The 12,790-nt window shown below is 73.6% G+C and carries 9 protein-coding genes; 3 read left to right on the top strand and 6 right to left on the bottom strand.

Annotation, left to right across the window (positions count from 1 at the left end):
- Window positions 1-197: 197 nt before the first annotated feature.
- The 4 genes from whiA to uvrC all read right to left on the bottom strand — a co-directional run bounded on the left by whiA (window position 198) and on the right by uvrC (window position 5,280).
- Window positions 198-1,178, bottom strand: a complete 981-nt coding sequence (gene whiA, locus ACT17Q_RS08040; RefSeq protein ID WP_094182171.1) for a DNA-binding protein WhiA — start codon at window positions 1,176-1,178, stop codon at window positions 198-200.
- A gap of 46 nt (window positions 1,179-1,224) precedes the next feature.
- Window positions 1,225-2,229, bottom strand: coding sequence for a gluconeogenesis factor YvcK family protein (locus ACT17Q_RS08035; RefSeq protein WP_141321630.1), 1,005 nt, complete (start codon window positions 2,227-2,229; stop codon window positions 1,225-1,227).
- Window positions 2,230-2,335: 106 nt separating this feature from the next.
- On the bottom strand, window positions 2,336-3,277 hold the full coding sequence (rapZ, locus tag ACT17Q_RS08030) for an RNase adapter RapZ (RefSeq protein ID WP_141321604.1): 942 nt from the start codon (window positions 3,275-3,277) through the stop codon (window positions 2,336-2,338).
- Entirely contained in the window at window positions 3,274-5,280 is a 2,007-nt protein-coding gene (gene uvrC, locus ACT17Q_RS08025; RefSeq protein WP_444665316.1) for an excinuclease ABC subunit UvrC, read from the bottom strand. The genes rapZ and uvrC overlap by 4 nt, the downstream gene beginning before the upstream one ends.
- 130 nt (window positions 5,281-5,410) lie before the next feature.
- Between uvrC and ACT17Q_RS08020 the strand changes: the two genes are divergently transcribed.
- Entirely contained in the window at window positions 5,411-5,914 is a 504-nt protein-coding gene (locus tag ACT17Q_RS08020; RefSeq protein ID WP_094180066.1) for an OsmC family protein, read from the top strand.
- Between the two features lie 65 nt (window positions 5,915-5,979).
- Here the strand turns inward: ACT17Q_RS08020 and uvrA are convergent, their stop codons facing one another.
- Window positions 5,980-8,841 (bottom strand): excinuclease ABC subunit UvrA, encoded by a 2,862-nt coding sequence (gene uvrA, locus ACT17Q_RS08015; RefSeq protein ID WP_094180067.1) that lies wholly within the window; start codon window positions 8,839-8,841, stop codon window positions 5,980-5,982.
- 135 nt (window positions 8,842-8,976) lie between these two features.
- On the opposite strand from uvrA, the gene ACT17Q_RS08010 reads away from it, so the two are divergent.
- Both ACT17Q_RS08010 and ACT17Q_RS08005 read left to right on the top strand, forming a co-directional pair.
- Window positions 8,977-10,866 carry a glycoside hydrolase family 15 protein gene (locus tag ACT17Q_RS08010; protein ID WP_444665315.1) on the top strand — a complete coding sequence of 630 codons (1,890 nt, stop codon included), beginning with the start codon at window positions 8,977-8,979 and terminating at the stop codon, window positions 10,864-10,866.
- Window positions 10,863-11,576 (top strand): MBL fold metallo-hydrolase, encoded by a 714-nt coding sequence (locus ACT17Q_RS08005; RefSeq protein WP_444665314.1) that lies wholly within the window; start codon window positions 10,863-10,865, stop codon window positions 11,574-11,576. The genes ACT17Q_RS08010 and ACT17Q_RS08005 overlap by 4 nt, the downstream gene beginning before the upstream one ends.
- Window positions 11,577-11,599: 23 nt before the next feature.
- Here ACT17Q_RS08005 and ACT17Q_RS08000 read toward each other — a convergent pair whose 3' ends face one another.
- Complete coding sequence (locus ACT17Q_RS08000) at window positions 11,600-12,757, bottom strand: acyl-CoA dehydrogenase family protein (protein WP_094180069.1); 1,158 nt, start codon at window positions 12,755-12,757, stop codon at window positions 11,600-11,602.
- Between the last annotated feature and the right edge of the window lie 33 nt (window positions 12,758-12,790).

Here is a 12,790-nt window from a genome sequence, read left to right as displayed (position 1 = left end):
CGATACCGGGCGAAGGTCTTGACCAGACCGGTTCATGCCCAGCGCGTGACGACCGTGTGACGATCGGATATCCCGAGCCTATACCCCCGGGCCCGAGGAGCACGCAGCGAAGGTCCCAGACCGGCCCGCTGTCCACGTGCTGGGATCCGCCGCGACCTGCGCGGACGGGCACCGCGCAGACGCGCTGCCGGCTCCGCTCAGAGGTCGAGCAGGTCGGGCGACAGACCCGCCTCGGTGTCCGGGATGCCGAGCTCGGCGGCCCGCTTGTCGGCCGTCGCGAGCAGCCGCCGGATCCGACCGGCGACCGCGTCCTTCGTGAGCGGCGGGTCGGCCAGCTTGCCCAGCTCCTCGAGCGACGCGTCCTTGTGCGCGAGCCGCAGCTGACCCGCCTCCCGCAGGTGCTCCGGCAGGTCCTCGGCCAGGATCTCGAACGCGCGCTCGACGCGCGCCCCGGCCGCGACCGCGGCCCGGGCCGACCGACGCAGGTTCGCGTCGTCGAAGTTCGCGAGCCGGTTCGCGGTCCCCCGCACCTCGCGGCGCACGCGCCGCTCCTCCCACACGAGCATCGCCTCGTGCGCGCCGATCCGGGTGAGCATCGCCCCGATCGCGTCGCCGTCGCGGATCACCACGCGGTCGACGCCGCGCACCTCGCGCGCCTTGGCGGGGATGTTCATGCGCCGTGCCGCGCCGACGAGCGCGAGCGCCGCCTCGGGCCCCGGGCACGTGACCTCGAGCGACGACGACCGCCCCGGCTCGGTGAGCGAGCCGTGCGCGAGGAACGCACCGCGCCACGCCGCCTCGGCCTCCGCGATCCCGCCCGCGACGACCTGCGGGGGCAGGCCGCGCACCGGACGGCCCCGGTTGTCGAGCAGCCCCGTCTGGCGTGCGAGCGACTCGCCGTCCTTGACGACCCGCACCACGTAGTGGCTCCCGCGGCGCAGACCCCCGCCGGACACGACGATGATCTCGCTCTCGTGGCCGTAGACCTCCGAGACGGCCTGGCGGAGCCGGCGTGCGGCGATCGCGGTGTCGAGCTCGGCCTCGATGACGATCCGGCCCGAGATGATGTGCAGGCCGCCCGCGAACCTCAGGGTCGCGGCGACCTCGGCCTTGCGGCAGGAGGTCTTGTCCACCTGGAGTCGGGCGAGCTCGTCCTTCACCTGTGCCGTCAACGCCATGGGCGTCATCCTGCCAGTTGCGCGGGGCGCCGGTGGACGGTTGACGTCACCGCCGCGGACGGCCCGCTCCCGTGTGCACGTCGCCGAGCACGCCCTCGACCACGTCACGCAGTGCCGCGGCCAGCCGCAACGGGTCGTGCCGGGCCGTGCCGTCCGACCGGCCCACCTGCCGCAGCAGGAGACGAGCGTCACGAGCCTCGCAGTGCGCCGCGAGGCGGGACACGTCCTCGACCGCACGCGGGTCGGCGATGACCGCGTCGACCGCGAGCTCGGGCGCGTGGTCGTGCAGCACGGACAGGTAGTCCTCCGCGCGCAGGCCCGCCGTCTCGCCGTGCTCCTCCGGCGAGAGGTTCAGCACGACGACGACCCGGGCGGGCGAGCGGTGCAGCGCGGCCCGCAGGTCGGGCACGAGCAGGTGCGGCAGCACGGACGTGTACCAGGAGCCGGGCCCCAGCACGACCCACTGCGCACGCTCGACCGCCTCGACCGCCTGCGGGCACGCGGGCGGGTCCGACGGCACCAGGCGCACGTGCACGATCGGATCCGTCGTGCGGGCCACCGCGCTCTGGCCGCGCACCGTCTCGAGCACACCGGACGGTCGACGCACGTCCGCCTCGATGAGCAGCGGAACCTCGGTCATCGGCAGCACCCGCCCGCGCGCACCCAGGAGCCTGCCCACCCAGTCCAGACCCGCGACCGGGTCCCCGAGCAGCTCCCACAGCGTCACGATCAGCAGGTTGCCGAGCGCGTGCTGGTCGAGCGGGCCGTCCGTCGCGAACCGGTGCTGCAGCACGTCACGCCACGTGCGCCCCCAGTCGGAGTCGTCGCACAGCGCCGCCAGGGCCATCCGCAGGTCGCCCGGCGGCAGCACCGCGAGCTCGTCGCGCAGCCGACCGGACGAGCCCCCGTCGTCCGCCACCGTCACGACCGCGGTGATCTGGTCCGTCATCAGCCGCAGCGCCGAGAGCGTCGCCGAGACGCCGTGCCCGCCGCCGCACGCCACCACCGCCGGGCCGTGGTGCGACGAGCGGGCGCCCGGGACCGGCCCCACGCCGCTCGCCGGCGTGGGCGCCCCGCGGACCTCGGCGCTCACCGGACCGCCCCGCGGCCTCGTCGTCCTCCCGTGGTCGGGCGCCCGGCCCGGGTGACCGACCCGTTCACTCCTTGCCCAGGTCACGCGCGGCGACCGTGACACGGTGCCCCGCGTCACGCAGCCGCGCGGCGATGGCCTCGCTGATCGCGACCGACCGGTGCTTGCCGCCCGTGCAGCCGACCGCGATGGTCACGTAGCGCTTCTCCTCGTTGAGGTAGCCGGCCAGCACCGGCTCGAGCGCCTCGACGTACCGGTCGACGAACTGCGTCGCCCCCGGCAGCCCCAGCACGTAGTCGCGCACCGGGCCGTCGCGCCCCGTGAGATGCCGCAGCTCCGTCACCCAGTACGGGTTCGCGAGGAACCGCACGTCGACGACGTGGTCGGCGTCGAGCGGGATGCCGTACTTGAACCCGAACGACGTCACGTTGACGCGCAGGTGGTCGTCCGCGTCCCCCGCGACGAGCGATCGGACCTGCCGCGCGAGGTCGTGCACGTTGAGCTCGGACGTGTCGATCACGTTGTCCGCGCGCTCGCGGATGTCCGACAGCACCGCGCGCTCCTCGCGGATCCCGTCGAGCAGCGTGCCCGTGCCCTGCAGCGGGTGCGGCCGGCGCACCTGCTCGTAGCGGCGCACGAGCACCTCGTCCGACGCGTCGAGGAACAGGATCCGGTACTCGACGCCCGCCGCGCGCAACCCGCCGAGGACCTCGGCGAGGTCGTCGAAGAACCCGCGCCCGCGCACGTCGATGACCGCGGCGACGCGGTGGGCGCGCGTCTCGGGCGGGCCGCTGGTGAGCATCCCGACGAGGTGCGTGAGCATCTGCGCGGGCAGGTTGTCGACGACGTACCAGTCGAGGTCCTCGAGCACCGCGGCCGCCCGCGTGCGCCCTGCACCCGACATGCCCGTGATGACGAGCACCTGGGGCTGGTGGAGCCGGGGGTGCTCGGTCGCGGCGTCGATCGCCGGGATCCCGGCCGGGACCGTGATGGGCGAGGGCTCGGTCATGTCCCCAGCATGCCAGCGGACGGGGCGACAGCCTCGGTGGGCGCGGCGGTGTCGTCCGGCGCGAGCGCGGCGACGACCGCGGCGGCCGTCCGCTCCCCCATGCCGGGGACCGAGGCGATCTCCTCGACGCTCGCCGCCCGCAGGCGCTTGACCGAGCCGAAGTGCCGCAGCAGCGCCTTCTGCCGCGCCGGTCCCAGCCCGGGGACGTCGTCGAGCACCGACACCGTCATGCCCTTGCTGCGTCGCTTGCGGTGCGCCGTGATGGCGAACCGGTGCGCCTCGTCGCGCACGCGCTGCAGCAGGTACAGGCCCTCCGAGCTGCGCTGCAGGATCACCGGGTAGTCGTCGCCCGGCACCCACACCTCCTCGAGCCGCTTCGCGAGGCCGCACAGCGCCACGTCGTCGATCCCGAGCTCCTCGAGCGCCCGCGCGGCCGCGGCGACCTGCGGGGGGCCGCCGTCGACGACGACGAGGTTCGGCGGGTACGCGAACCGACGCGGCCGCCCCGTCGTCTCGTCGATCGGGCCCGAGACCAACCGCTCACCGTCCTCCGCGTCCGCGTCACCGAGCTCGACGTCGCCCGACTCGGAGCGCTCCGCCAGGTAGCGGCGGAACCGGCGCGTGATCACCTCGTGCATGGCCTCGGTGTCGTCGGCCGCGCCCTCGCCGTGCCGTCCACGCACCGAGAACAGGCGGTACTCGCTCTTGCGGGCGAGGCCGTCCTCGAACACGACCATCGACGCCGACTGGTACGTCCCCTGGTTGTGCGAGACGTCGTAGCACTCGATCCGCAGCGGCGCGGTGTCCAGGCCCAGCGCCTCCTGGATCTCGCGCAGCGCCTGGCTGCGCGACGTCAGGTCGCCCGCACGCCGGGTGCGGTGCAGGTTCAGCGCGTGCTCGGCGTTGCGGTGCACCGTCGCCGCCAGCTCGCGCTTGTCCCCGCGCTGGGGCACGCGGACCCGCACCCGCGAGCCGCGCAGCCCCGTGAGCCACGACTCGACCTGGTCGACGTCGGTCGGCAGCACCGGCACCAGCACCTCGCGCGGGACCGCGGTGCCGTCCGCCTCGTCCGTGCCGTAGACCTGCTGCAGCAGGTGCTCCACCAGGCCCGCGTCGTCGACGTCCTCGACCTTCTCGACGACCCAGCCACGCTGGCCCCGGATCCGACCGTCACGCACGTGGAACACCTGCACCGCGGCTTCGAGGTCGTCGCCCGCGAGGCCGAACACGTCCGCCTCGGTGCCGTCCGGGAGCACCACGGCGTTGCGCTCCGTGGCGCGGCGCAGCGTCTGGATGTCGTCGCGCAGGCGTGCGGCGCGCTCGTAGTCGAGCTCCGCGGCCGCCTCCTGCATGCGGCGCGTCAGCCGCTTCTCGAACCGGGTGGTGTCCCCGGCCATGAAGTCGCAGAAGTCCTGCGCGAGCCGGTGGTGGTCCTCGGGCGAGATCCGTCCCACGCACGGGGCGGAGCACTTGTCGATGTAGCCGAGGAGGCACGGGCGTCCCTGCTGGTGCGCGCGCTTGAACACGCCCGCCGAGCAGGTGCGCACGGGGAACACGCGCAGCAGCAGGTCGACCGTCTCGCGGATCGCCCACGCGTGCGCGTAGGGGCCGAAGTACCGCGTCCCCTTGCGCTTGGCGCCGCGCATCACCTGCACGCGCGGGAACTCGTCCGCGAGCGTGACCGCCAGGTAGGGGTACGACTTGTCGTCGCGGTACTTCACGTTGAACCGCGGGTCGAACTCCTTGATCCACGAGTACTCGAGCGCGAGCGCCTCGACCTCGGTGCCCACGACCGTCCACTGCACCGACGCCGCCGTGGTCACCATCGTCTGCGTGCGCGGGTGCAGCCCCGCCACGTCCTGGAAGTAGCTGTTGAGCCGCTGCCGCAGGCTCTTGGCCTTGCCGACGTAGATGACGCGGCCGTCACCGTCGCGGAACCGGTACACGCCGGGCGAGTCGGGGATCTCCCCCGGCGCCGGTCGGTAGGTCGCGGGATCAGCCATGGTCCGAGCCTAGTTCGCACCGCGGACACACCCCGCGGTGCCCCGGGACGTCGAGGGCTCGACCGGCCGGCCGCCACGCCGGACGACGGCACGGCCCGCGCCCGGCACCGGGTGCCGCTAGCGTGTCGACATGGCGCAGCTGCTGCACTCCTACTCGGTGGACCTGACCTGGACCGGAGCGGGCGAGGCGGGGACGTCGACGTACACGTCGTACGGTCGCGACCACGAGCTCACGTCGGGCGACAAGCTGCCCCTGCCGGGCACCTCGGACCCGGGCTTCCGGGGAGACCCGTCGCGGTGGTCGCCGGAGGACCTCGTCGTGGGCGCGCTCGCCCAGTGCCACATGCTCTGGTTCCTGCACCTCGCGGCGGCCGCAGGCGTGGTCGTCGTCGGGTACGCGGACGCCGCGTCCGGGACGATGCGGATCGAGGCGGCCGGGCACGGGCAGTTCACCGAGGTCGTCCTGCGCCCGCGCGTGGTCGTCCGCACCCGGGTGCTGGCCGACGGACAGCCCGTGACCGACGGCGTCCTGGCCGACCTGCACCACCGCGCTCACGAGCACTGCTTCGTCGCGCGCTCGGTCAACTTCACCGTGCGGCACGAGCCCGTCCCCGTGGCGTTCGAGCGGGTCTGAGGAGCGCACCGGCAGGACTGCACCGACGCGCGCGGTGCGGCGGACGGCGGGGGCCGTGCGCACGCTCAGGCCGAGACCGCCGCGGGCTCGAGGTCCAGCACCTCGGCGAGGAAACGGCCCGTGTGGCTCGCGGACACTCCCGCGACGTGCTCGGGCGTCCCCTCCGCCACGACCGTGCCGCCGCCCGAGCCCCCCTCGGGACCCATGTCGATCACCCAGTCGGCGTTCTTGATGACGTCGAGGTTGTGCTCGATGACGATCACCGTGTTGCCCTTGTCGACGAGCGACTGCAGCACCCCGAGCAGCTTGCGGATGTCCTCGAAGTGCAGTCCGGTGGTGGGCTCGTCGAGCACGTACGCGGTGCGGCCCGTCGAGCGCCGCTGGAGCTCGGAGGCGAGCTTGACGCGCTGCGCCTCACCGCCCGACAGCGTCGGCGCGGGCTGGCCCAGGCGCACGTACCCCAGACCGACGTCGACGAGCGTCCGCAGGTGCCGGCTGATCGCGGGGACCGCGCTGAAGAACTCGGCGGCCTCCTCGATCGGCATGTCGAGCACGTCCGCGACCGTCTTGCCCTTGAAGTGCACCTCGAGCGTCTCGCGGTTGTACCGCGCGCCGTGGCAGACCTCGCACGGGACGTACACGTCGGGCAGGAAGTTCATCTCGATCTTGAGCGTGCCGTCGCCCGAGCACGCCTCGCAGCGCCCGCCCTTCACGTTGAACGAGAACCGCCCCGGCGTGTAGCCGCGGACCTTCGCCTCGGTCGTCTCCGCGAACAGTTTGCGGATGTTGTCCCACACGCCCGTGTACGTCGCGGGGTTCGAGCGCGGCGTGCGGCCGATCGGGCCCTGGTCGACGTGCACGACCTTGTCGAGCTGGTCGAGCCCCGTGACGCGCTTGTGCCGGCCGGCGACCTGGCGCGCGCCGTTGAGCTCGTTCGCCATCACCGTGTACAGGATCGAATTCACGAGCGTCGACTTGCCGGAGCCCGACACGCCCGTGACGGCCGTCAGGACCCCCAGCGGGAACGACACGTCGATGCCGCGCAGGTTGTGCTCCCGCGCGCCCTGCACGGTCACGAGCCGCGACCGGTCGACCGGGCGCCGGTCGGCCGGCATCGGGATCTGCCGACGTCCCGACAGGTACGCGCCGGTCACTGACTCGTTCGAGGCGAGCAGCCCCGCGAGGTCGCCCGAGTGCACGACGCGACCACCGTGCTCTCCCGCGCCCGGGCCGATGTCCACGATCCAGTCGGCCATCCGGATGGTGTCCTCGTCGTGCTCGACGACGATGAGCGTGTTGCCCAGGTCGCGCAGACGCGTGAGCGTGTCGATCAGGCGTCGGTTGTCCCGCTGGTGCAGGCCGATCGAGGGCTCGTCGAGCACGTAGAGGACGCCCACCAGGCCGGAGCCGATCTGCGTCGCGAGCCGGATGCGCTGGGCCTCACCGCCCGAGAGCGTCGCCGCCGGGCGCATCAGCGACAGGTAGTCCAGACCCACGTCGAGCAGGAAGCCCAGGCGCGCCTGGATCTCCTTGAGCACCTGCGCCGCGATCTGCCGCTCGCGCTCGCCGAGCTCGAGGGTGTCGAGGAAGTCGCGTGCCTCCCGGATCGGCAGCTCGCAGACCTCCGCGATCGACCGCCCGCCGACCTTGACGGCGAGCACCTCGGGCTTGAGCCGCTGGCCCTGGCACGTCGGGCACGGGACCTCACGCATGAAGCCCTCGTACTTGTCCTTGCTCCACTCCGACTCGGTCTCGGCGTGCCGGCGCTCGAGGAACGTGATCACGCCCTCGAACCCGGTGGAGTACTGGCGCTCGCGACCCCACCGGTTCCGGTAGCGGACCTGCACCTTGTGGTTGCGGCCGTGCAGGATCGCGTCCTTCGCGCGCTGCGGCAGCGCGCGCCACGGCACGTCCATGGCGAAGCCCATCTCGTCGGCGAGAGCCGACATGACTCGCTCGAAGTACTCCGAGGAGGTCTGCGCCCACGGGGCGACCGCGCCCTGCGCGAGGCTGAGCTCCTCGTCGGGCACGACGAGTTCCGGGTCGACCTCGAGACGCGAGCCGATGCCGGTGCACTCCGGGCACGCCCCGTACGGCGCGTTGAACGAGAACGTGCGCGGCTCGACCTCCTCGAGCGTGAGCACGTGGTCGTTCGGGCACGCCCGCTGCTCGGAGAACCGGCGCTCCTTGTCCGGGTCCTCGGCGTCGCGGTCCACCAGGTCGATCACGAGCAGCCCGCCGGACAGCCCGAGCGCGGTCTCCACCGAGTCGGTGAGGCGGCGCTGCACGCCCTCGCGCGCGACCAGCCGGTCGACCACGACCTCGATGTCGTGCTTGAGCTTCTTCTCGAGCGTCGGTGGTGCCGTGAGCTGCACGACCTCCCCGTCGACGCGCGCGCGCGAGAAGCCCTTCGCCTGCAGCTCTCCGAACAGGTCCGTGTACTCGCCCTTGCGGCCGCGGACGACGGGCGCGAGCACCTGGTACCGCGTGCCCTCGGGCAGCTCGAGCAGCCGGTCGACGATCTGCTGCGGCGTCTGCGCGGTGACGCGCTCGCCGCAGACGGGGCAGTACTGCGTCCCGGCGCGCGCGAACAGCAGGCGCAGGTAGTCGTACACCTCGGTGATCGTGCCGACGGTCGAGCGCGGGTTGCGGTTCGTCGACTTCTGGTCGATCGAGACGGCGGGCGACAGCCCCTCGATGAAGTCGACGTCGGGCTTGTCCATCTGCCCGAGGAACTGGCGCGCGTACGCCGAGAGCGACTCCACGTACCGCCGCTGCCCCTCGGCGAAGATCGTGTCGAAGGCCAGCGACGACTTCCCCGACCCGGACAGGCCGGTGAAGACGATCAGCTGGTCCCGGGGCAGGTCCAGGTCGACGTTGCGGAGGTTGTGCTCGCGGGCACCCTGCACCACCAGACGGTCGTTCACGGCGTGCAGTCTACGTTCCACCGCTGACAATCGCACACCCGTTCGATCCTCCTGGTGAGCAGCCGCGCCGCCCGCGGCCGCCCCGGCGCCGTCGTCGTGCCGAGCGTGCCCGATCACCCCATGCTGGGACACACCATGACGACAGAACCGACCACGACCGACGACCCGACCGTCGCCGCCGAGCCGCCCACGGGCCCCACCGCGTCGATCGCGTCCACCGGACCCGAGCCCCTCCCCGTCCCCGTCGCCGAGTACGCGGTCGTCGGCGACGGGCGCACGACCGCGCTCGTCTCCCGCCGCGGCTCGGTCGACTGGCTGTGCCTGCCGCACGTCGACTCGGCGGCGTGCTTCGCACGGCTGCTCGGCACGGAGGACAACGGGCGCTGGCTGCTGACCGTCCCCGACGCGCACGAGGTCACGCGCCGCTACCTCGACGACTCGTTCGTCCTCGAGACGACGTACCGCTCCCCCACCGGCACCGCCGTCGTCACCGACTCGATGCCGATCTCCGACGGGCGAGCGGATCTCGTGCGGCACGTGCGGTGCACGCGGGGCACGGTGCGCGTCGAGCACGAGTGGGTGGTGCGCTTCGGCTACGGCGGCATCGAGCCGTGGGTCACGCGCACCGGCGGTCCCGACGCGCGGATCCGCGCGGTGGCCGGACCGGACGCGCTCGTCCTGCGCGGGACGCGCCTGCCGCACGCCGACGACCACCGGCACCGCGACGCGTTCGAGCTGCGGGAGGGCGAGGAGCTCGAGCTCGACCTCACGTGGTCGCGCTCGTGGGAGCCGGTGCCACCGCCCCTGGCGGCGGCGACCCGCGTCGACACGACGCGCGTCGCGTGGGGGCTGTGGGCGCGCGGCGCACGGTACGCGGGGCCGCACCGCGAGGCCGTCGTGCGCTCGCTGCTCGTGCTGCGGCTCCTCACCGACTTCGAGACGGGCGGCATCGCCGCCGCGGCGACGACGAGCCTGCCCGAGGACTTCGGCGGCGCACGCAACTGGGACTACCGCTACTGCTGGCTGCGCGACGCCGCGATGACGCTCGAGGCGCTCCTCGAGCAGGGGTTCCGCGACGAGGCGACCCAGTGGCGCGACTGGCTGCTGCGCGCCGTCGCCGGCGACCCCACCGACCTGCAGATCATGTACCGCGTCGACGGCGGGCGTGACCTGCCCGAGCGTGAGCTCGGACACCTGCCGGGCTACGCCGGCTCCCGCCCGGTGCGGCTCGGCAACGCCGCGGTCGGCCAGGTCCAGAACGACGTGCTGGGCGAGGTCATGTGCGCGCTGCACGAGGCACGCCGTGCCGGGATCACCGAGTCCGCGGACTCGTGGTCGCTCCAGCGCCACCTCCTCGAGGCGCTGCTGCGGCACTGGCGCGACCCGGACCGCGGGATCTGGGAGGTGCGCGGAGACCCCCGGCACTTCGTGCACTCGAAGGTCATGGCCTGGGCCGCGGTCGACCGCGCGGTGCGCGCCGTCGAGGAGCACGGCCTGTCCGGGCCGGTCGACCGCTGGCGCGCGGCGCGTGCGGAGATCCATGCGGACGTGCTGGCCCACGGCTGGGACGCGGACCGCGGGACGTTCGTGCAGCACTACGGCGCGACGCACACCGACGCCTCGCTCCTGCAGATCCTCCAGGTCGGCTTTCTCCCGCCCGACGACCCTCGCGTCCTCGGCACGCTCGCCGCGGTGCGCGCCGAGCTGGAGGTCGCCCCGGGGCTGCTGCGCCGCTACCGCACCGAACGGACCGACGACGGTGTGCCCGGCGGCGAGCACGCGTTCCTCGCGTGCTCGTTCTGGCTCGCGGAGGCGCTCGCCCGCACGGGGCAGGTCGACGAGGCGTGCGAGGTGCTGGACGGGCTCGTCGGGCTGACGAACGACGTGGGTCTCCTCGCCGAGCAGTACGACCCGGTCGGGCGCCGGATGGCCGGCAACGTGCCCCAGGCGCTGTCGCACCTCGCGCTCGTGCGTGCGGCCCACGCCGTCGGGCTGGCCACGGGCGCCTCGGAGGGACCCGCATGAGCACGGCACCCTGGACCGGTCACGTGACGCCCGGCGGCCCGACCGCGGTGCGCGTGCTCGACCAGGTCGAGCTCCGCAAGGTGTCGGTTGGGCCGATGGACAACAACGCCTACCTGCTGACGTGCCGCCGCGACGGCGCACAGCTGCTCGTCGACGCCGCCGCCGACCCGGACCGCCTGCTCGCGCTGGTGCGCGAGGGCGACGCGAGCGCACGGCTCGACCTGGTCGTCACGACGCACCGGCACCGCGACCATGTCGGAGCGCTCGCGTCGGTCGTCGCGGTGACGGGTGCGCGCACGGCCGCCGGCGCCGACGACGCGGACGCGATCACCCAGGCGACGGGCGTGCCGGTCGGGCAGCGCCTGCACGACGGCGACCTGCTGGTCGTCGGGCACGTCACGCTCGAGGTCGTCGCGCTGCGCGGCCACACGCCCGGGTCGGTCGCGCTCGCCTACCGCGAGCCCGAGCACACCCACGTCCCGGGCGCGGCGCCCGGCCGGGTGCACCTGCTGACGGGCGACTCGCTGTTCCCCGGTGGGGTCGGCCGCACCACGACCCCGCAGGACTTCACGTCGCTGTACGACGACGTCGTCGCCCGCGTCTTCGACCGGTTCGGCGACGAGACGTGGGTGTACCCCGGTCACGGGCGCGACACGACGCTCGGGGCGGAACGTCCGCACCTCGCGCAGTGGCGCGCCCGGGGCTGGTGACGGCGCGCGCGTGCCGTAGCGCGTCAGGCCTCCGGCGGGCCGAGCACGGACGTGGCCACCGTCGCGTGCGCGGACTCGTCGTCGGACGGGTGGAAGATCCCCGCGAGCACGTCCCGGTAGAGCCTGCCCAGCTCGTTGCCGCTGAAGTACGACCCGCCGCCCGACGCGCGCAGCGCGAGCTCGACGACCTGGCGCGCCGACTCCGTCGCGCGGACCTTGAGCCCCACGAGCTGGGCGAACCAGCGCGCGCCGTGGTCCACCCGCTCGTCGACGTCGCGCGCGAGCGCGAACACCTGCAGCTCGGCGCCGTCCTGCAGCAGCGCGGCGTCGGCGATGCGCCACCGGATGTCGGGGTCCTGCGCGTACGCGCGCCCGCCGTTCTTGAGCGAGGTCCGACGACGCGCGGCCGCGACCGCGAGCTCGACCGCGCGACGCCCGATACCCGTGTAGACCGCGCCGAGCAGGATCTCGAACACGGAGAACAACGCGAACATGAACGAGTCGGCGGACGGCCCGGCGGGCAGGCTGCGGTACACACGCCCGGGCGGCGCGTAGGCGCCGTCCAGCACGGTCGTCGTCGACTGCGTGGCACGCATGCCCAGCGTGTCCCAGTCGTCCTTGGCCGTGACGCCCTCCCGCCCGACGACGCCGTGGACGAGGCGCGGGTCGGCCGGGTCCGAGTCGTCGAGACCGAACGTCGCGAGCCGCGTCCACACGGGCGACAGGGACGTGAAGATCTTGGTGCCGAAGAACCGGTAGCCCCCGTCCGCCTGGCGCTCGGCGCGGGTGCGCGAGCCGAACATCACCAGGTCGTTGCCGGCCTCCGAGTTGCCGAACGCGAACACCTCACCGTCCGCCGCGTCCTGCAGGACGAACTCGAACGCCTCGTCCCCGCGCTCGACGAGCTGCGCCGCCAGGCCGGTCACGACGAGGTGCATGTTCACGGCCAGCGCCGTCGCGGGCGCCGCGGCGGCGAGCCGGACCTGCTCGCGTGCGACCTCCTCGAGGGTGAGCCCCGCACCACCGAGCCGCTGCGGCACGAACGCCCGCAGGTAGCCGGCCTCCGCGAGCTCCGCGAGGTCGTCGTGCGGGAACGTGTTCTCGCGGTCGTGTGCCGCGGCGCGCTCGTGCACGCGGGTCAGCAGGTCGTCGGTGAGGAGCGTGCGCAGCTCGCGCGCCATGGTCGCCTCGTCTCGTGCTCGGGTCGGTCGGTG

This window comes from Cellulomonas sp. CW35 (assembly GCF_052378485.1).
GTDB classification, from domain to species: Bacteria; Actinomycetota; Actinomycetes; order Actinomycetales; family Cellulomonadaceae; genus Cellulomonas; species Cellulomonas uda.
This window is presented reverse-complemented; position numbering and strand designations above follow the sequence as displayed.

What these genes read in the sequence shown, in the direction of transcription:
- whiA (WP_094182171.1), bottom strand. Translation starts at nt 1,178, where the DNA reads ATGGCGTTGACGGCACAGGTGAAGGACGAGCTCGCCCGACTCCAGGTG.
- rapZ (WP_141321604.1), bottom strand. Translation starts at nt 3,277, where the DNA reads ATGACCGAGCCCTCGCCCATCACGGTCCCGGCCGGGATCCCGGCGATC.
- uvrC (WP_444665316.1), bottom strand. Translation starts at nt 5,280, where the DNA reads ATGGCTGATCCCGCGACCTACCGACCGGCGCCGGGGGAGATCCCCGAC.
- ACT17Q_RS08020 (WP_094180066.1), top strand. Translation starts at nt 5,411, where the DNA reads ATGGCGCAGCTGCTGCACTCCTACTCGGTGGACCTGACCTGGACCGGA.
- ACT17Q_RS08010 (WP_444665315.1), top strand. Translation starts at nt 8,977, where the DNA reads ATGACGACAGAACCGACCACGACCGACGACCCGACCGTCGCCGCCGAG.
- ACT17Q_RS08005 (WP_444665314.1), top strand. Translation starts at nt 10,863, where the DNA reads ATGAGCACGGCACCCTGGACCGGTCACGTGACGCCCGGCGGCCCGACC.
- ACT17Q_RS08000 (WP_094180069.1), bottom strand. Translation starts at nt 12,757, where the DNA reads ATGGCGCGCGAGCTGCGCACGCTCCTCACCGACGACCTGCTGACCCGC.